Here is a 19,747-nt window from a genome sequence, read left to right as displayed (position 1 = left end):
ACGGTCGCCTGGCTGGGATTAGCGTGTGAAAAAGGCTACACTTCGCCTCTGACTCCAATTCATCAAAATAAAAGAGGCGAAGTCCAACGTGGCTCAATTCGTTTATACCATGCATCGCGTCGGCAAAGTGGTCCCGCCGAAGCGTCATATTCTGAAAAACATCTCTCTGAGCTTCTTCCCTGGCGCAAAAATCGGTGTACTGGGCCTCAACGGTGCCGGTAAATCCACCCTGTTACGCATCATGGCCGGTATCGATACCGATATCGAAGGTGAAGCACGCCCGCAGCCGGGAACCAAAATTGGCTATCTGCCGCAGGAACCCCAGCTGAACCCGGAGCATACCGTTCGCGAATCCGTTGAAGAAGCGGTTTCGGAAGTGGTCAACGCCCTGAAGGGCCTTGAAGAAGTGTATGCACTGTACGCCGAGCCAGATGCCGATTTCGACAAGCTGGCCGCTCAGCAGGGCAAATACGAAGAGATTATCCAGGCGCACGACGGCCACAACCTGAACGTGCAGTTGGAGCGCGCCGCCGATGCGCTGCGTCTGCCAGACTGGGACGCGAAAATTGCGAACCTCTCCGGGGGTGAACGTCGCCGCGTTGCGCTCTGTCGCCTGCTGCTGGAAAAACCAGACATGCTGCTGCTCGACGAACCGACCAACCACCTGGACGCCGAGTCCGTGGCCTGGCTGGAACGCTTCCTGCACGACTTCGAAGGCACCGTTGTGGCGATTACCCACGACCGTTACTTCCTCGACAACGTGGCAGGCTGGATCCTCGAGCTGGACCGCGGCGAAGGCATTCCGTGGGAAGGCAACTACTCCTCCTGGCTTGAGCAGAAAGATCAGCGTCTGGCGCAGGAAGCTTCTCAGGAAGCGGCTCGTCGTAAGTCGATTGAAAAAGAGCTGGAGTGGGTACGTCAGGGCGCGAAAGGCCGTCAGTCGAAGGGCAAAGCCCGTCTGGCGCGCTTTGAAGAGCTCAACAACACCGAATACCAGAAACGTAACGAAACTAATGAACTCTTTATTCCACCTGGACCCCGTCTGGGCGATAAAGTCGTTGAGGTCAGCAACCTGCGTAAGTCCTATGGCGATCGCCTGCTGATTGACGACCTGAGCTTCTCCGTACCGAAAGGTGCCATCGTGGGTATCATCGGGCCGAACGGCGCGGGTAAATCGACCCTGTTCCGCATGATGTCCGGCCAGGAGAAAGCGGATGGCGGCACCATCGAGCTGGGTGAAACCGTGAAGCTGGCTTCCGTTGACCAGTTCCGTGATGCGATGGATAACAGCAAAACCGTGTGGGAAGAAGTGTCCGGCGGGCTGGACATCATGAAGATTGGCAACACCGAGATGCCAAGCCGCGCCTACGTGGGTCGCTTCAACTTCAAAGGTACCGATCAGGGTAAACGCGTGGGCGAGCTATCCGGCGGTGAGCGCGGTCGTCTGCACCTGGCGAAGCTGCTGCAGGTAGGCGGCAACATGCTGCTGCTCGATGAACCAACCAACGACCTTGACATCGAAACCCTGCGCGCGCTGGAAAACGCCCTGCTGGAATTCCCGGGCTGTGCAATGGTCATCTCGCACGACCGCTGGTTCCTCGACCGTATCGCTACCCACATTCTGGACTACCAGGATGAAGGTAAGGTGGAGTTCTTCGAAGGCAACTTTACCGAGTACGAAGAGTACAAAAAACGCACCCTCGGTGCCGATGCGCTTGAGCCAAAGCGTATCAAGTACAAGCGTATTGCCAAATAATTCGGCGGCTCTGCATATCCGCCACCCGATGGGTGGCGGATATTTTTTGTCTTTGCAGATGATTTCCCCAGGACCAGGATCGACTTCCGGCCGCGGCATCCAGCACCAAAGATTATCCTGTTCCTTTCACCCAACCGCCAGCAGGCATTAAGAATTACAAAGGAAAGACATTGATGTTCAATGCATGCATTGTTGAAGTGTAATTACGTGTAACAATTCTTAATTGTTAGTATTTATCAGAAAATCACCCTGGCAAGATTCTTATTTTTTTCATTCCGTGCAAAAGTATTTCTTTAGGCCACGCAATTATTGTTAAATACACGCAGTGATAATACTAAATCACGCAACGTAATTGTCCGAGACCGTCGCCAGGTTAATCTTTATTGCGTTGATTATTCACATCCCAGATCTTATGCAAACTGCAATTTTAGTGGACATAACAGGCTTCATTCATCTTGACGAAGCATGCGCGCCGCTACCTTAAACCTGCATCACAGTCGATCTCGAAAACGGAATAAAAGGGATAACCGTTACGATATGAAGAACATGACACACACTGTTTCACCATTGCTCAATAATGTAACCATCGTCAGCAATGACTATTTCTATAAATATGGATTACGGAAAATGATTACGCTTGTTGAACCTCCCCCAGATAATTCCTCCTCCACCTGGCACAGGAACTCACCGGCAGATATCACTTTTCGCAAGAGCGTCGTCAGCATTAATTATCATCTTAAACCGTCGCCTCCGGCAAAGCATCGACACAGCACCCCTTTTTCCATTGACATCCCTTTTAACTGTGACTCTCTGACCATTAATGAAGTCCAGGCCAAGCTTGAAAAAATTCTGTCACTGGCCCGACTTCCGCTTTCAGAAGAAAATAAAAAAGATATTTTCCAAAAAATCGGCGGCAGGCGATACCTGCAGCTCTCCGCCATGGAAAATCAGGTGCTGCACAATCTCGGCAAAGGCTACTGCGCCCAGGATATTGCGGCAATTCTCGGCTGCACCGACAAAACGGTAAGCACCCACTGCCGCAACGCCATGCGTAAGATGGGGATCACTAAAAAGTCTGAACTCTATCATTATGCTTCATGGATGGTGCAGCATATCGACAGTGAACGGATCACGCTTTGTCTTTAATATTTATTCCGTCCCCCGTCAGTGATGGGGGACGGAACCTGTTCAGACGCCAACCGAGGTATGGGGCTGGAATGTATTGATGGCCTGTACGTAATGCCGACGCTGATACTCTGTGAATTCCCCCACCGAGTGAAGGGTAAAGATAATGATTTCACGTTCGGTATGATTCATTACTGCATGCCACGGAAGCTTTATTATCGACTGAACCTGGCGAACCGTGTTTCCATCCTGCAGATAGCTATTCGATATTTGTAACACCGGCAGCTTTGCCGGACCTATTTCAGATTTCAGAGTTTTCCCTTCAATCTTAAACCCCGGGAGTTTATTTCTTAACTGTTCTATTTGTCGCTCACAGTACGCATCCAGAGACTCCTCTTCTTCCAGCGTCGCACGGTTGATCATAATGTTATATTCGTTATCTTCCGGGTCCCGAAACATAAGAACATTTACACTTCTGTCCAGCACCGGAGGGGAACTCAGGAAGTGGCCTTCAATTAATTTATAAGACAGCGAATTCATAATAAATATCTACTCATTAACGTTAAGGGAAGTAAAAGGGACAGGAATCACCTCAATCCGGCGGTTAATCTCGCGTCCTTCCACGGTACTGTTAGAAGTCAGAGGATAAAGGTCACCCACGCCCTTCAGCGTAAATCGCGACGCATCCGCATGGGCATGGGTGATTAACCAGTCGCGAACTGCGCGTGCCCGCAGCATAGACAACAGAATATTCTGCTGTCCGTCGCCGCTGTTATCGGAGTGACCGACGATCAAAAAATTCACGCCAGGATTTTGTTCGACTAACTTCGCCAGCGGTTCCAACCGATCTGCACGTTCTGGCAGAATGACGTAATTTCCCGAGGCAAATAGCGAACGGTTGCTGGCCGAAGAGAACACCACCCACCGGACATATTTTTTAAGCTGTTGCTGACTCAGAGAGAGCAGGGCATCACATTGCGCAAATCCCCAGTTCTGGAAGAAATAGCGCGTGGAACAGTGGCGAAGCGCAGCCTCAGACGCGCGGAGTTTGTCCACTGCAAGCCACTTTTTCCGGAGCGCGCTATCGTCTACCCGGTTGACCGCAAACACCTGCGCCTGAACCTCCATTTCCCGCTGCACTTCATGCCATTTTGCATAACACATCGAGCCTGCCAGCAGGCCTCCCAGAAGGCATGCAGGCCAAAGCGGCCAGCCCTTCGTTGGGTTTACTACAGCGACCCGCCCGCGCGTCTGTGGACGGGTCAGCTCCGGAAGCGCCAGCTCAATCCGTGATTTCGCCAGCCCAGGGAGCACCGCGTAGTGCTCATTCAGCCAGCGGGACCAGGCACCGTGACGGATAAACCCCCTGCCCGAATCAGCCAATAAGAAATGCGTCAACGTGAGGCTGGAACAGTTAAAAACGCTATTCATGGCGAGTAAAATCTGGGATTGCGCAAACCAGTTTCGCAAAGTGCCGAGGGTGGCCTGACGTTGCGCAAGCCAGCGATCGCCCCCGGAATTTTGTCGTGCAAACTTAAGCCACAGCGCCCCCATCAGCGCATCCAGCGATCCGCCCATCGGCAGCGAGTGCTTCTCCCCGGACCAGATGACTTCGTCCGGATCCCCGAGATAGCACTGCTCGCTACAGCGGCTGTAGAGGGCAAAAATGCAGGGCAACGGTTCCGGCAACGTGATGGTTTTCAGCGCGCTGGCCCACGACATCAGTGCTCCAATGGCCAGAGCCTCGGTATCATGCCCGTCAGGCAGGAACGGAAAAAAAAGCGTTATCCGCGTCTTTTCCGGGTTAGCGGAATGGTAATTCAGGTGCTTGACCAGCTCGCGTGCATCTCTTGCCGCCAGCCAGAGACGCTGACGGTCGTAGCGCAGCAAGCTTTCATCGTTATGGACGGTGAACCAGCTTGCGACATAAGGCCCAATCACAAGATACACATCCTGTACCTCCGTCCGATCCGGAGGAGGCGCTGGCGCTGCCGGGACTGGTCGCAAACACCAAAATGCGCAGGCTGCGACCAGCGCCAGACAAATAAACAACAGATTCCATCCCGTGGAGCTGTATATACCGCAGGCCAGCAGCAGCGCGGTAAGCATCAGCCCTCCCGCCAGCGGAAATAAATAACGTTCAGACATAATTACCAGGTCTTCAGATAGAACCACAGCAGCGTGAGTGCCATCAGCATCCCGCCGCAGACAAGAGGAAACCGCGCTTTTGAGCGAAGCGTTGGCGGAGCCACCGGCGGCGGCAGGATTTCGGCTTCCGCAGGTGGCGTCCATGCCAGCGGCAAGGGTGGCTCACACCAGTCGGCCATCAGCTTAGCCAGTTGCCCCTGCTCTTCCTCTATCGAAGGTAGCCAGACCAGCAGCATCTTGCTCAGCTTCAGTAGCTCACCCGTGGAAGTACTTAACAGCGCTTCCAGTTGCGTGCTGAACGGCTCCTGTGGCTCCTCAACGCCGTACAGATGCTGGGCAAGCGTTGGCCAGTAGCCAGGACTTCGCAGACTCCTGCCGCGAAGGCGCCAGTCGATAAGCTGGCAGAGCAGCGTGCAAAAATGCTTTACCTGAACCGGGGAGGTGGCGTTCTCACACAGCGCGGTGTCCAGCGCGACAATGATTCGCCCCATTCGATCCTGATACTGCGAGTGCGAGGGAATAATCCCGTCCATCGCCAGCAGAGAGTCGACGTAAAGCAGCTGCTGTAGCAGCGTTTCGGCGCTTACCATGGTTTCTCCAGTACCTCACCCCAGCCGCCGCTCTCGCTGAACGGACAGAGACGAACAACCGCCGGATCGAAACGTGGGGCAGTGCTGAACTGAATATCCAGCGAAAACTCGTCGTTTTTCGAGATATTGAGGGATTTTTCCAGCGCCTCAGGAGAGAGCTTTTTCTCGTCCATCAGTCGGTTGCCTGCGCTATAAACCCCCAGATACCACCAGTCAGTGGTTGGCATCAGGGCGGCAACAGTTTCCTTTTTCAACGTAACGGTTTTCCTGAACGGTGAGATAAGCCGCTGCACCCACTGCTCATCGTCAGGCCAGCTCTCAGGCGGAAATACGCTGGTTTTCTCCGCCCCCAGCACCTCTGGCAATACCGCCCGGCGCTTAAAATCCACGCCGATGAGACGCCCAAAATCACGTAAACTCCGCGCACTGCCGAGGCCGTAAATTCCGGGATCAACGGGAACGATTTCAAGATCGAACAGGCTGCGGATCCGCTTTTTCGAGATAGCATCTCTCTCCCACCACCCCATGGCCACTTCGCCGACGTTTTTGGCTTCCCGGGTGTGATCCCCCCAGATTTTGTTCGCCTGCTTGCGCCCGTAGTAGTGCCAGAGCAAAATTTTGTGCGGAGTATAGATGTCATAGCCGTGCGTCCAGGCTCGAGCGGCCATGGCGATCTCCTCCCCGGCAAAGAAGATCTGCGGATCGTTAGCGACTTCGCGAACAAAGCGGCCACCGGCAAACAAAAATCCGCCGGCAATATAGCTGCCGCGAACGGGCTGCTCGCTTTTTACCGGCACCGAGGAGAGCATCGGCAGCCCCTCCTTTGAGAATTCACGGAAAATAAGACGGCTGACAAACTGGCCCCGTTTTGCCGGATCGTCCTGCGGATCGTAGGCCGGTGGATAGGTCGACAGCACCGGTTTTTCACTGTGCCTGCGCAGCCCTTCCAGCATCGCGATCATCTCCCCATCCCAGTGGTGAATGAACCTGCAGTGCGAATCAATTTGCAGCGTGAAATCCTCATCGGCAAAGCGCGTTTCCGCCATATAACGGGCCCAGCAGGCCCCCTGGCTGTGGCGGTAGTCCACGGCAATCACCTCAAGCTGCACCTGACGCCAGTGAAAGCGAAACAGCGTGTAATCTTCCTCAACACGCTCTTCAACTAACTGCATCCCGGCGTCGGTGAACAGCGCGGACGTTGGGTTATCGTCCTGCCAGCACACCGCAATGTGCAGGTTTTGCGGGTATTGCGCCTCATCGATCAGGCTCTGCAAAGTGGGGATCAGCTCCGGATCACGGTAGCAGGCAATGCTGACAAACAGCGTACGGCTCTCAGTCATGGTCGTTATCCCTCCCACCTACTTGACCTGTAAGAGAATTTCCGCGTGCGCGGTGAAATCCCCTTCGGAAGGGTGCTTCTGCACGCCGGGCTGGGACATTAGCGCCGCCGTCCAGTGAAACTCCGCTGGCGCGTTACTGGCAAGGTTACTGAGCGTTTCGCTGCTGCTGCCATCGAGCTTAAGCCAGTTGCCGCTGCTGTCCTTGACCTTAATCGCCAGGCTGTCTTTCGCCCCGCTCTGATCCGTCACGGCGATATAGCTGGCATCGGCAGAAGCCGACTCGCTGGATAACGAAGCGGTTGAGGAATAGGAGCCGTAATCCGTGCGGCAGGTGATGGCAAAATTCAGCGGCCGCTCTACCTGCAACCCGCCGTTGATCATGTCACCGGTGACGGTGCCAAAATCCACCACTTTACTGTTTTCAAAGCGGCAGGAGGGGGTGCTGTTCACCTGGATGGTGCCGAGGTGCAGAACCTGCCCGGCATTGGCATACGAGTCGCTGGTCACCCAGTTATAGGCATAATTATTGGGCAGCAGGGCAATGTTTTGCCCCTGCGGCGTCAGGTTGAGCGTTTCGGCGGTCTTATACACTTCAACCCGATAGAAAGAGTTCGCCGGATAAACCCACGTACCCAGCGTACCACCGCCCTCTTCCGAGAAATCCATTGTCCCGGTGGTGGGAAATTGCCCATTACTGAAGGCTCCGCCGTTATTCCAGAGGATCTTGATGCCGATCCCCGGAATATTACTTGGGTAGATCCAGGCGCCCCCCTGAGGCCCGGGCATATTGATCGAACTTTTCCCGAAGAGATCGCCGGTATGGCACTGGTCAAATTTGACGTCATAGCCCTGCGGAGCGGCATCCTGAATGCTGACAGGATTAGTGGTATCGGCAGGCGCATCCGCATCGATATTGACCGTGATATCCGGGATGGAAAAGACGTGCGGCACCGGCTGACCGGACGAAGAACTGACCGTACAAACGGCCTGCGCATTCACCGCCACACCCGCCCCCAACAGCAGCAACCCTAATTGCAATTTCATTTTATTCTCTCCCGGCTGTGTTCAAATGAGAAACAATCTCGACAGGGAGCAACTGCATGAGTTCGGTAAAACTCTTCCCTGAAGTTTTAATGGCAAACTCCAGCAGCAAAATGATCGGGCTACCGGGCTCCATCGCCACGAACCACGCCTGAACTTCCCGCAGGCTGAGTAGCGCCTGGGCACGGCTATTCAGCCCCTGAACGGGCGAAGCAACGGCAGTGGAAGCAAGGGGGACCGGCAGCGATTCCTGGGACTCGGCTGGCCCGACGGTCGCTGGCACAGTAACCGGTGCGGACGTCTCGCTGGAAACCGCCTCCACAGCAGGCTGGCCCATGCTGGTAAACAGCCCCAGCAGATGCTCAAGCCGGGTGAAAACGGGTGACACATCGCCGAGCGACTCGCTCAGCATCTGGGTCAGGACCGTCAACGTCTGCTGCGCCTGCCAGGGTGCGGACATCTCCGGGTAGTTTTTCTCGCGCCACTCGTTCAGCATCGCTCTCACCGTCGCTTCCGGCAGAGCGGATTCATCGCGGGGAAACGCCAGCGCTTTTTCCAGATCCTTCACCGCGCACTGCACCCCAACCGCACGCGGCAGCATATGCTGGCGCACGTCGTTGATCAGGCCGTGCATATCCTCCAGCTCATGGAGCGCATTAGACCGCAACAGCGGTTCGAACTCGCCGTCCTCCAGCAGCTGAGGCCAGAGGTCATCGGGCCACTGTTGCAGCATAATCACGAGCGTTTTCAGCCCCTCTGCCAGCGCCGTCAGGCCGACGACGCGCAGCCTGCAGCGAATAAGCGTCACGATCAGACGAATATCCCGCGACTTTGCCAGCAGCGCCTGGCACTCCCGTTCGATTTCCGCCCAGTTCACCGGGTCGGCAACCTCGACAAATTCGCCATACTCGGCGCCGAGACGGGGTTGAAGTTTGGCCTGCAGCAGCAGAAATGCCGGGTCATAGTCCAGGTTCTCCCCGCAGGGGGAATCGCCGGACACGGGCTGCAAAAGATGTTGGTAGTAATCCATAGTGCTCATTATTCTTCCTGATACTCCTGGCGGTTCACGTCCCCGCCGCCGGGGTTAAAACTGGTAATATTCAGGTTCAAAACTCATGCCGGAGACGGCAGTGGCCTCATCATCGCGAGGCAGCCAACTGGTGTAGCCCAGCTGATGGCCACCGCTCAGGCTGGCCTGTGGGATCTCTTCGGCTTTCAGGATCAGCTGCACATCCCAGGCATACTCGTAGCCGATAAAATTCCGCACCCACTCGCACAGCACCGGCAGGTCTTCGCCCCAGGGGCTAAAGCGCTGGTACTGGGCGAGGGTCAGCGGCCCCAACGTCAGCCGGAATTTATGCTGTCGATCGGGCAATGTTTCCCCCAGCACCGCCCCATCGCCGAGCAACAGCGCTTCACCGCCTCCACCCAGTTGGCTAAGTTCATCCGGCGGAAAGCGTAGCCAGTGCGTGGCGAACTCCTCCAGCGATACCGGAATACCGAAGTAGTAATGCAAGGCGCTGATGAGTCCGTCCGGGTTGCGGGCCTCGCGGATCAGGTGCGCTGACGAAGCCAGGCGGGCGTGGATGGGCAGACGCCCTGCACGCAGCTCATCAGGATCCATACCGATCAGGCTGGCGATATAAAACGAGAAAGTCTCATCATCCGGCCTGTCCAGCGAGGCGGTATCCTGAGAAACAAACCACGAGCGCCAAATCAGCGAGAGCGCCCGGTGGTGGAAAATATCGACGAAATCGCCGAGCGCGTGATCCTGTTGTTCCGAACGGGACCAGGCCAGCTCGGAGAGGTGCAGCGGCATGGCCCCCTGCGCTCCCCAGACGCCCAGGCCGAAAAGCCGGATATCCAGCCGCGACGGCTGCAGGCTGAGGCTCGCAATTTCGCGAGGCGAAAACAGCATCTGGGCGCTCTGCCCGATGCGATGTCGCTCCTGCGACGGACGGCGGGCAGTACCAGGCACCGGCAGCGCAGGCGTGCGGGCCGCCAGAGTGCGCATCAGGCCAAAGAAGCCACTTTCCCACGGCGCATCCTCCTGACACCAGGCCCGCAGGCTATCGTGCAGCGAAGAGGGAGGCAGTTGAACCATTACAGCGCTCCCCTTTGGCCAGGGCGCGCAGGCCAGTTCGCCAGACTCCCCCTCTGCAGCGTACGCAGCTCAGTCTCGGTGAACACGTTGATCGATGCGTGGCGGGCGATATAGTTCTCCAGCACCAGGCCAAAGAGATAAGGGCTAATGCCGGAGAAATTCTCTTCATCCACTGTCAGGGTGCATTTCACTCCCCGGCCATACATCAGCAGCCCGTTTCCCGGTAGCCTGCGGATGACCGGTTCAGTCTGGCAGCCCACAAGACCGCGGATTTGGGTCAGCGTATCGTGATCGGTATTATCGACAAACAGCTGCAGCATCTGACGCAGCGCTTCACCGCCGGAGACGTGCGGCATCTCCGACAGCGGGAGGTAGTTGAAATTAAGCTGGCGGATCAGACGCCAGGCGGATTCACTGGCGACAAAAGGCGCACGCGGTGAGCCCGGCGGGGAAATAAAGCGCGCGGCCTCAACGGGAGCCGCATCCGACACCGAAAGCTCAAACTGGCCATTGCGGGAAATCAGGCGTGGCAAATCGCGATTGGTCACCATCGCCACCACAGACAAATAGCGAATATCGTCGCTGAACGGTGCTTCCTGCTGATCGACCAGCGAGATAAACACTTCTGTACCGTTATACAGCGTCTGCGAATGATATTTACGACGAGTGTGCCCCTTAATTCGCTGGCGTCGCGTCAGCGAAAAATAACGGCCGAAATTACCCTGGTCATTATGCTGGGTCTGATAGAGAGGATTAAATAGCACCTCTTTGCTGTTTTCCGCCTGTTGCCCGACAACCTGAGTCACCGAAAAAATTTCGTAATCAAGGGGGCGACTGCGGTCAGGAACAATATGCAATTCGTGGCTATTGCGTTTGACTTCCAGCTTATCCATGCGCTTTGGAAACAGATTAATCACCGGCGTACAAAAAAGCTGGAAACAGCCCGTGTCAATATGCCCGGCCATCTCCTGCGGGCTTCTGTCGAGCAGGATGATAATCTCCAGCTCATCGCTGTGATTATTTTTCGCGGCCTGCTCCAGTGCCTTCAGCGTGACGAAATAGAAGCGCTGGCGACAAGAAAAATACTCATGCACCAGATTATGCCCATGGAAAATATTCCATGCCATCGGCAACAAGCTCTGTTCTGGCAGCATCCCTTCAAAAGCCAAAGCCTCTTTACCCAATACGCAATCCTGCTGGCTTTCACCATTATGGTAACGAAGTATGGTGGCCAGACTGCCGGCATGCAGGAGTTCAAAAAGATGCGAGACAATACGTTCATCACCGTTCAAATATACCGGTAAGGAGGTAAATCCCTGAAGCTCAGAAAATTGCATGCCTTCCTTAAGACGCAGCTTAAGGCGAATAGCACCTTTAAGTTTTCCCACCGGAATACGGTGTCGCTCCAGATTAGGCAAATCCGGGGGTAAGGACGTCAGCTGAGCATCGACAATCGCCAGCGGCCACAGGCGAACCGACTGCCCGCTGCGAAACTCACAGCGCGTGGTTTCGCCGGGAAAAATGGGGGTGAAGAAGGCACTATCTTTAGCAATTTCATACCCCTGGGTGAGATCGCCCTCTTTCAGATTCGGGCGCAGCTGTACGACGCCCATTGATGGCGTCGGCGCATTATAATTGGGGTAAATAACGTCAAGCAGCCTTTGGGTAAAGGCCGGGAATTCAGCATCAAGCTTAAGCTGCATCCTCGCGGCAATAAAGCTGAATGACTCGATAAGACGTTCAACAAATGGATCGGCGACCTCGATACCATTCACGCCCAGCCGTCGGCCTATTTTAGGATGTTTTTGGGCAAACTCACTGGCCATTTCATGCATAAAAGTGAGTTCCCTGTTGTAATAATCAAGAAACTTGTGTTCCACAAATAAAGCCCCAATCCCTGCTGTTCCATTCCGCAAAAAGATACTCAACTCTTCACCGGGCGGCGACCATTAAAATTGTAATCCCCTTTTACGATTACCAATAAAAACAATGTAAATCATAAGGATATCCCTATATCGCCTTTTCCATTTAAGATAAGGACCCACGCCAAATTCCTATTTGGCCTATTATCCTCCGACAGCATATTTATTCTGACGGAAAGTTACGGTTAAATACGCTCATTCAAAAGCTCGTAATGCTATTACTGACTATTGCGAAATAACTTACCCATAAGGGAAATGGCGTGGCGATTACAAGAAAGAATCTGTTCAGTAAACTTAATAACACTCTTTTCCGCAGTATTGAAAGTGCAACCACCCTTTGCAAATTACGCGGGAATCCTTACGTTGAATTAGTTCACTGGTTTAATCAACTCTGGGCGCAGGACTCAGATAATGATTTTAAACATATCGTCCGTTATTTCGATGTCGATCCCGCGCAGATGGATAATGATCTGAACCGGGCGCTGGCTCGTTTGCCTAATGGCGCGAGCAGCATTGCTGATTTTTCTTACTGTATTGAGCTGGCGGTTGAACGTGCCTGGGTTTATTCAAGTCTCGAGTGTTCATCCGCGCGTATCCGTAGCGGTCATCTGCTGATTGCGATGCTGACCACCATGGAGCTGCGCCGCGAGCTGCTGGCTATGCTGCCAGGGCTGGACAAAATTGCGCTTGAACCGCTCACTAAAGAGCTCAGTTTTATCGTGCGGGACTCCGGCGAATCCGCTGAGGATTTACAGCTGGAGGGGTTTGCACGGGAAGACGCCCTTCCAGGTGAAGCCAGCGGTTCGCTCTCCGGCGGTGTCAACGCCAGCCTGGCCCAGTACACCACCGACCTCACCGCCCTGGCGCGGGAGGGAAAAATCGACCCGGTCGTCGGCCGTAGCCAGGAAATAGGCACGATGGTGGATATTCTGCTGCGTCGTCGGCAGAACAATCCCCTGCTGACGGGCGAAGCTGGAGTGGGTAAAACGGCGATTGTGGAAGGTCTTGCGCTGGCGATCGCAACCGGTGAAGTCCCGGCTGCACTGAGCGAAGTGCGCCTGTTGGCGCTCGATATTGTCGCGCTCTCGGCGGGTGCCAGCATGAAAGGCGAGTTCGAAGCACGTCTTAAGGCGGTGCTGGATAGCGCAATGGCTTCCCCACAGCCCGTGATCCTGTTTATCGACGAAGTGCACACCCTGGTTGGTGCGGGCGGAGCAGCAGGAACCGGCGATGCGGCGAACTTACTGAAACCCGCGCTGGCTCGCGGAAAGCTGCGCACCATCGGCGCAACCACCTGGAGTGAGTTCAAGCGCCACATTGAGAAGGATCCCGCGCTGACCCGTCGCTTCCAGGTTTTACAGGCTAATGAGCCGGACGAAAACGCGGCCGTCTCAATGCTGCGCGGGCTGGTTCCGATGCTGGAAGATCACCACGGGGTGTGGATCACCGATGGGGCACTGGTTTCTGCCGTTCGCCTGTCACACCGCTACATTCCGGCGCGTCAGCTACCCGATAAAGCCATTAGCCTGCTGGATACCGCCTGCGCGCGCGTCGCCACTGCCCAGGCTACGCCGCCGATGACGCTCCAGCTGCTGAAAGCTCAGCGCCAGGAAACCGAGGCCGAACTGGAGCAAACGCGTAAAGCGCTGAATTTCGGCAAAAGTGATGACGCCGCGATCGTGAAGCTGGAAGAGCAGATTGCCGAACTGAGCCAAAAAGAGGCTGAGTTTAGCCAGCGCTGGGAGCAGGAAAAAGCGTGCGTGGACGCCATTCAGGCACTTCGCCGCGAGCTGAGCGCTGACGACGAGATCGATGAAGAGAGCCGCAAGCAGCAGAGGGCTAAATTGCTCGAGATGGAAGAGACCCTCGCAACGTTGCAGAGTAAACCGTCGCTGGTGCCGACGGAGGTCAGCCATGACATGGTGGCTGCCATCGTGGCGGACTGGACCGGCATCCCGGTGGGGCAAATGCTTGAAGATGAAATCGATACGCTGGCCGGGCTGCCCGCTCGCCTGCAGGAGCGCGTTATTGGTCAGCCGCATGCCCTGGAACGCATTGCCGAACGAGTGATGGTTTCCCGCGCCGGGCTGGGCGATCCGAATAAACCGGTAGGCGTCTTTATGCTGGTCGGGACATCGGGCATTGGTAAAACGGAAACGGCGCTGGCGCTGGCCAGCTCGCTTTATGGCGGCGAGCAGAATCTGATCACCATCAATATGAGCGAATATCAGGAAGCGCATACGGTTTCATCATTAAAAGGTGCACCTCCGGGTTACGTAGGCTATGGCGAAGGCGGCGTATTAACCGAGGCGGTTCGCCGTAAACCCTACAGCGTGATTCTGCTGGATGAAATTGAAAAAGCCCATCCGGATATTCACGAAGTCTTCTTCCAGGTCTTTGATAAAGGCTGGATGGAAGATGGCGAAGGCCGCTATATCGATTTTAAGAACACCACGCTGCTGCTAACCAGCAACGTCGGTAGCGAATTAATCACTCAACTGTATGCCGACCCGCAAAGCGCGCCGGATCATGAAGGGCTGCTGGAAGCGCTACAGCCGGAACTCCTGAAAGCTTTCCCACCGGCGTTCGTGGGTCGTCTGGAAGTCGTGCCCTATATTCCGCTGCAGCATGCCTCACTGCTGGCCATTGTTGAGCTGCATCTGAATAAGATTGCACAGCGCCTGGACGATCACTATGGCATTAAGCTGCAGTATGAAACCACGGTAATGGAGGCCATTATCAACCACTGTGCAATTGAGCAAACAGGGGCCAGGGCACTTATCCAGTTTATTGAGAAATATATTACGCCGCAGATTGGGCGCTATGTTTTGCAGCATAAGGCGGCTATTCCGCAACAGGTTTTATATTTGAACTGTGAAGCTGAAAAACAATTCAGCGTCACATTTTAAACAATGAACTTATTTTCCTCCCTTCATTCGGGAAGGGATAAGTTCGAAAGGAAGGTCATAAGACCGATAAAGCAGTAATCAATATCTAAGGAACAGAAATGTCTAAACTGAATATTTCACTGTGCGCCATCGCTCTGGCGATGACCACATCCTCCGCGTTCGCCGCAGGCGAAGTCACTCAGGGTACCGTAACCTTTAACGGTAAGCTGATTGCCGAGACCTGTAGCATTGTCTCAGCCGACGTGGACAAGAAGGTCACTCTGCCAACCCTGTCTACCCAGACGCTGTCAACAGCAGGTGCCGTCGGTGGTTCAACCACCTTTGATATCAATGTGGAAAATTGCCCGGAGACCGGTGGCCCAGCGAGCGTCGCTGCCCACTTCGAAGCCATCAACAGCGATGGTTTCAATTCCGCAACGGGTAACCTGACCAACAGCACCGCGAAAGCCGATGGCGGCGCGGAAAACGTGGAAGTTCGCCTGTTTGATAAAGATGGCACCAGCCAGATCCCTGTAGGCGGCACCGGTGGTTTCTTCCCAATCTCGACCACCGATCACACCGCCAAGATGACCTATATCGGTGCCTACTATGCCTCAGCGGCCACCACCGCGGGTGACGTAACGGCAAAAGTACAGTACACGCTGGCCTATAAATAACAGTCAGTAAGCCATCGTTCGGCGTAATCATAATCTGTTGTCCGGATTGTCCGGTCCGACAGTGGGTTATTTTTGCGCCGAATCAGGGCCCAGGTCATTTTAACAGGATTCGGTTATGTCATTTTTCAAAAAGTTTTTTTTGTTATTGGTTTTATTTTCATACTGCCGTTTAAGTACTGCCGGGGTCACCATTTCAGGCACCCGCATTATTTTCCCGGGTAATGAAAAAGAATTAAGCATCAGAACCAACAACAAAGGAGATAAGCCTGCGCTGGTGCAAATCTGGATCGACGACGGTAAAGCCAATGCCAACCTTAATGAGGTTAAGGTCCCTTTTTTGGTGACGCCACCGGTGTACCGCGTGGAGCCGGGAAAAGGTCAGAGCCTGAGGCTTATCTATAACGGCATGGCGCTGCCGCAGGATCGTGAATCGTTGTTCTGGTTCAACCTGCTGGAAATTCCACCGGTAAATAAAAATCTTCCGGCAAAAAGCCGCCTGGAGCTGGCATTCCGCACCCGGATTAAGATTTTCTACCGACCGCAAAATTTAAAAGAGAACAGCGTCGAGGTCTTTAACCGACTGCAATGGAGCACCGTGTCGGATCCTAAAAAAGGTACCGGAATTAAAATTACCAACCCGACGCCTTACCATTTTTCGTTTGATACCGGCACGTTTACGATCGGCAATAAAAAATACTTTATGAATATGGATGTGGTTGCTCCCGGATATTCCGAAACCTTTTACGCCGATAAAAGTGCCGCACCTGGAGGCAACGTGAGTCAGCTAACGGTCTATTTACTCAATGACTACGGCGCTGCCGTGGAAAAAACGATGGTAAATCAGGCCGGCGCGTTCATTGAGAAAAAAAGCTAATTTTCTTTCGGTATTAACCACCGTACGGGATGGTTTCTGTCCGGTTCAACGGTGTCAGGGATAATAGTGATAATGGAACGATCAGCACAAAACTTTATTCACGAGAATAAGCGTTGCACGCTGCTGGCGACGTTAATTTTCGCTGCCCTGCCGGTGCACAGAGTTTGGGCTACGCAGAATAGCTCAGAGGCAGCGGAGTCCTCCTCTGAGATAGTGGATTACAACCCTGAATTTCTGCACGGCAAGGGAATTGACGTCACCCAGTTCAGCGAAGGCAATCCGGTTTCGCCAGGTGTTTATATGCTGACCGTTATCGTGAACGGCGAACAGCGCGGCCGCGAGGAGATTACCTTTGCACCAGTGAAAAATAAGCAAAACGCCGAAGCCATTTTTACACCGGAGCAGCTGCAAAAATTCGGCATTAAGACGGATAAACCCGTTGCGGACAGCGCATCGCCCTTCCGTCTGGGTGAGGTTATTCCTGACAGCCTGGTGACGTATAACGGCGGTGACCTGGAGCTGGACATCCGAGTCCCTCAGGCAAACCAGGTGAAATTCCCGCGCGGCTACACCGACCCGTCACGCTGGGAAAGCGGAATGCCTGCGGCCTTTCTGGACTACAACGCCAACTTTTATGGCAGTTCCACTGGCCCACGTAACGGTGAATCACGCAGCGATGGCCACACCAGCAATATCGGGCTGCTGTCGGGCATCAACGTCGGGCCCTGGCGATTACGTCAGCGCTCCAACGTCAGCTGGTACGACGGCAAAGACACGCCGCATACCGAAAGCCTGGCGACCTACGCTGCTACCGATATTTCGGCGCTGAAAAGCCAGCTGACGCTGGGGGACACCAACACGACCGGTAAAGTTTTTGACAGCTTTAGCCTTCGCGGGGTGCAGCTTAAATCCGACGATCGCATGCTGCCTGAAGGTCTGCGCAACTACTCTCCAATCGTGCGGGGCGTGGCGGAGTCGAACGCTAAAGTCAGCATCACCCAGCACGGGATGACCGTCTACCAGACCGTCGTACCACCGGGCCCGTTTGAGCTCACCGATATCGGGGCGATGGGTTACGGTGGCGATCTGCAGATGACCATAACCGAGGCCAACGGCTCGGTGCGCACCAGCACGGTGCCTTTCTCCGCACCGCCGATGCTGCTTCATAAAGATGTCAGCAGCTTCGAACTGCTGGCCGGTGAAATGAACGACGATACGCTCAAAGAGAAGCCAAAAGTGTTGCAGGGACTGCTGCAATACGGCCTGGGCAATAACTATACCGTTTACGGCGGGTCGCAGATCTCAAACCACTACTATGCCCTCTCCATCGGTAACGCGATCAACACCCTGATCGGCGGGCTCGGGATGGACATTACCCGCGCATGGAGTGAGGTGGAAGACGGCAGACACTCCAGCGGTAATAGCTACAACGTCAGCTTTACCAAATTCATGGAGCAAACCGCCACCAACCTGACCATGGCGGCCTATCGATACTCAACGAAAGGGTTCTATTCGCTGCGTGACGCCAGCATTGCCCGTGATGGCAGAACCAACGACGACTACGATGTGGATTATCGGACCAAAGAGCGCTTCACGGCCACCATTTCCCAGACGCTGTGGGACAACAGTACGCTCAATTTCACCGGCAGTCTTTACACCTACTGGAGCAGCGAGAGGACCGCGAAGCAGTACTCTATCAGCTGGAACAAATCGCTGCGCTATTTCTCCTTCGCGCTGACGGCGATGCGCACCAGCGATGAAAACGGCAAATATGAGAACACTTATCTGGCCTCGATCAACGTACCGATTGGGCGAAATACCAACAGCAGGCCGCTGTTTGATTCGCTCTATTCGACCTACAGCCACAGCTCGCCGAAAAGCGATCGCTTCCAGATGAACGCCAACGGCAGCCGCGGCGATCAGAATGAGCTGACCTATGGTATCGGCACTTCCGCAGAGAAGGCGTATCAGTCAGATTCTCGCGAAGCGGTATACGGCAACATGAACTATCGCAGCCCGGTCGGGCAGTTCGGGATGACCGCAGGCGTCGACAGCCAGGGCTCTTCCCGTCAGCTTTCGCTCTCGGCAATGGGCAGCGTTGTCGCGCACAAAGGCGGCGTGACGCTTGGCCCATCCGTAGGCGACATGCCATTTGCGGTCATCGGCGCGAAGGGTGCGAAGGGCGCGAAAATGTTTAACGGCCAGGGCTCGCAAATTGACGGTCGCGGCTACGCCATCGTCCCTTCCCTCACCGCGTATCGGGAAAACAACATTGCGCTGGATTACCGCAGCGTACCTGACAACGTCGACGTGCTCCAAAGCCAGCGCACCGTGGTGCCGCGCGAAGGCGCGATCGTTGGCGTGGATATGAAGACTATCGAAGGCACACCGATTGTGCTGGTGATCCGCGATGAGCAGCACAACCCGATTCCTGTGGGCAGCGAACTGGTGGATGACAAAGGGATCAATCAGGGCGTCAGCGGACAAGGCGGAATGGCCTTCGTACGCGGCTGGGACCCGGCGTCCGGCAACCTGTTCGCGGTGTCCGGGAAGGATAAGTGCCTCATTGTGCCGGCCAAAAATGCCCTGAATCAGGTCCTCGCAACGAAGAGTAACAGCGTCGTACAACTGGAGGTGACATGCTATCGTCGATAATGCCCAAAACCCTGGGATTTGCCTTCTGGCTATTGTCACCGCTGGCGCTGGCGCAATCCTGCGGCGTCTCGGACAATTGCAAAATCGATGTGCAGTTTAAAGGGTCTTATCTGGAAAATACCTGCGACCTCGCCATTAATAATGGCTCGGCTAACGAGACAATTGTTTTACCAGAGATTTCAACCACCACCTTAAATTACAACGGGGCAGAAGCAGGTAGTCAGACATTCTCCATTACGTTGAGCAACTGCCCGACGAATAAAGCAATTTCACTTTATTTTGGTTCGACGGCATCCGGCACGAATGCAGCCACGGGGAATTTACCTAATGCCACTGGCAGCGATTATAGCAAGAATGTTGAAGTGCGTTTACGTAAAGCAGATCAACAGCAAATGGTGATTGACGATCCGCTCAGTAATCAGGATTACGTCGTCAGCAGTACAGCAGGTATCAGTCATCAGTTTATTGCCAGTTATTATGCCACCGGTACCTCAGGTGCAAGCGTGGGTCTCATTAACACAGCTGCGGCGATTATAGTCGATTACAAATAAGATACTGAGTTCATTATCGGGAAAGCCAGCTATTGCTATGCGCTGAATAGCTGGCAACTTTTGTCGGGAAATATCA

Annotated in this window: 15 protein-coding genes; 7 read left to right on the top strand and 8 right to left on the bottom strand. The window is 54.6% G+C overall.

What is annotated here, in order from left to right; genetic code table 11:
* The first annotated feature begins 88 nt into the window (after positions 1–88).
* Entirely contained in the window at positions 89–1,756 is a 1,668-nt protein-coding gene (ettA, locus tag AB1287_RS01260; RefSeq protein WP_312626012.1) for an energy-dependent translational throttle protein EttA, read from the top strand.
* A gap of 537 nt (positions 1,757–2,293) precedes the next feature.
* Entirely contained in the window at positions 2,294–2,902 is a 609-nt protein-coding gene (locus AB1287_RS01255) for a helix-turn-helix domain-containing protein (RefSeq protein WP_312626011.1), read from the top strand.
* Between the two features lie 42 nt (positions 2,903–2,944).
* Here the strand turns inward: AB1287_RS01255 and AB1287_RS01250 are convergent, their stop codons facing one another.
* The 8 genes from AB1287_RS01250 to tssF are packed head-to-tail and all read right to left on the bottom strand — an operon-like array spanning position 2,945 to position 11,984.
* Complete coding sequence (locus AB1287_RS01250; protein ID WP_312626010.1) at positions 2,945–3,421, bottom strand: DcrB-related protein; 477 nt, start codon at positions 3,419–3,421, stop codon at positions 2,945–2,947.
* A gap of 9 nt (positions 3,422–3,430) precedes the next feature.
* Positions 3,431–5,029 carry an OmpA family protein gene (locus AB1287_RS01245; protein ID WP_435616711.1) on the bottom strand — a complete coding sequence of 533 codons (1,599 nt, stop codon included), beginning with the start codon at positions 5,027–5,029 and terminating at the stop codon, positions 3,431–3,433.
* Positions 5,030–5,031: 2 nt separating this feature from the next.
* Positions 5,032–5,619, bottom strand: a complete 588-nt coding sequence (locus tag AB1287_RS01240; RefSeq protein ID WP_312626008.1) for a hypothetical protein — start codon at positions 5,617–5,619, stop codon at positions 5,032–5,034.
* Entirely contained in the window at positions 5,613–6,959 is a 1,347-nt protein-coding gene (locus AB1287_RS01235) for a GlcNAc-transferase family protein (protein ID WP_435616710.1), read from the bottom strand. Before AB1287_RS01235 ends, AB1287_RS01240 begins: the two co-directional genes overlap by 7 nt.
* Positions 6,960–6,977: 18 nt before the next feature.
* Positions 6,978–8,003: a fimbrial protein gene (locus AB1287_RS01230; RefSeq protein ID WP_435616709.1), complete on the bottom strand. Its 1,026-nt coding sequence runs from the start codon at positions 8,001–8,003 to the stop codon at positions 6,978–6,980.
* Position 8,004: 1 nt separating this feature from the next.
* Positions 8,005–9,039 carry an ImpA family type VI secretion system protein gene (locus tag AB1287_RS01225; protein WP_435616708.1) on the bottom strand — a complete coding sequence of 345 codons (1,035 nt, stop codon included), beginning with the start codon at positions 9,037–9,039 and terminating at the stop codon, positions 8,005–8,007.
* A 45-nt stretch (positions 9,040–9,084) separates the two neighbouring features.
* Positions 9,085–10,104 (bottom strand): type VI secretion system baseplate subunit TssG, encoded by a 1,020-nt coding sequence (gene tssG / locus AB1287_RS01220; protein ID WP_435616707.1) that lies wholly within the window; start codon positions 10,102–10,104, stop codon positions 9,085–9,087.
* Positions 10,104–11,984, bottom strand: coding sequence for a type VI secretion system baseplate subunit TssF (gene tssF / locus AB1287_RS01215; protein WP_312626003.1), 1,881 nt, complete (start codon positions 11,982–11,984; stop codon positions 10,104–10,106). Before tssF ends, tssG begins: the two co-directional genes overlap by 1 nt.
* Before the next feature lie 302 nt (positions 11,985–12,286).
* Between tssF and tssH the strand changes: the two genes are divergently transcribed.
* The 5 genes from tssH (at position 12,287) to AB1287_RS01190 (ending at position 19,671) form a co-directional block, all read left to right on the top strand.
* Positions 12,287–14,935, top strand: coding sequence for a type VI secretion system ATPase TssH (gene tssH / locus AB1287_RS01210; RefSeq protein WP_435616706.1), 2,649 nt, complete (start codon positions 12,287–12,289; stop codon positions 14,933–14,935).
* Positions 14,936–15,033: 98 nt separating this feature from the next.
* Positions 15,034–15,591 (top strand): fimbrial protein, encoded by a 558-nt coding sequence (locus AB1287_RS01205; RefSeq protein WP_435616705.1) that lies wholly within the window; start codon positions 15,034–15,036, stop codon positions 15,589–15,591.
* 115 nt (positions 15,592–15,706) lie between these two features.
* Positions 15,707–16,465, top strand: a complete 759-nt coding sequence (locus AB1287_RS01200; RefSeq protein WP_435616704.1) for a molecular chaperone — start codon at positions 15,707–15,709, stop codon at positions 16,463–16,465.
* A gap of 72 nt (positions 16,466–16,537) precedes the next feature.
* A complete protein-coding gene (locus tag AB1287_RS01195; protein ID WP_435616703.1) occupies positions 16,538–19,120 on the top strand; it encodes a fimbria/pilus outer membrane usher protein in 2,583 nt (860 codons plus the stop codon).
* Positions 19,105–19,671 carry a fimbrial protein gene (locus tag AB1287_RS01190; protein ID WP_435616702.1) on the top strand — a complete coding sequence of 189 codons (567 nt, stop codon included), beginning with the start codon at positions 19,105–19,107 and terminating at the stop codon, positions 19,669–19,671. Before AB1287_RS01195 ends, AB1287_RS01190 begins: the two co-directional genes overlap by 16 nt.
* Positions 19,672–19,747: the final 76 nt, after the last annotated feature.

The sequence above is a fragment of the Scandinavium sp. UTDF21-P1B genome (assembly GCF_040750395.1).
Taxonomy (GTDB): domain Bacteria; phylum Pseudomonadota; class Gammaproteobacteria; order Enterobacterales; family Enterobacteriaceae; genus Scandinavium.
The sequence above is the reverse complement of the archived record's forward strand: the minus strand, read 5'-3'. Positions and strand labels throughout refer to the sequence as shown.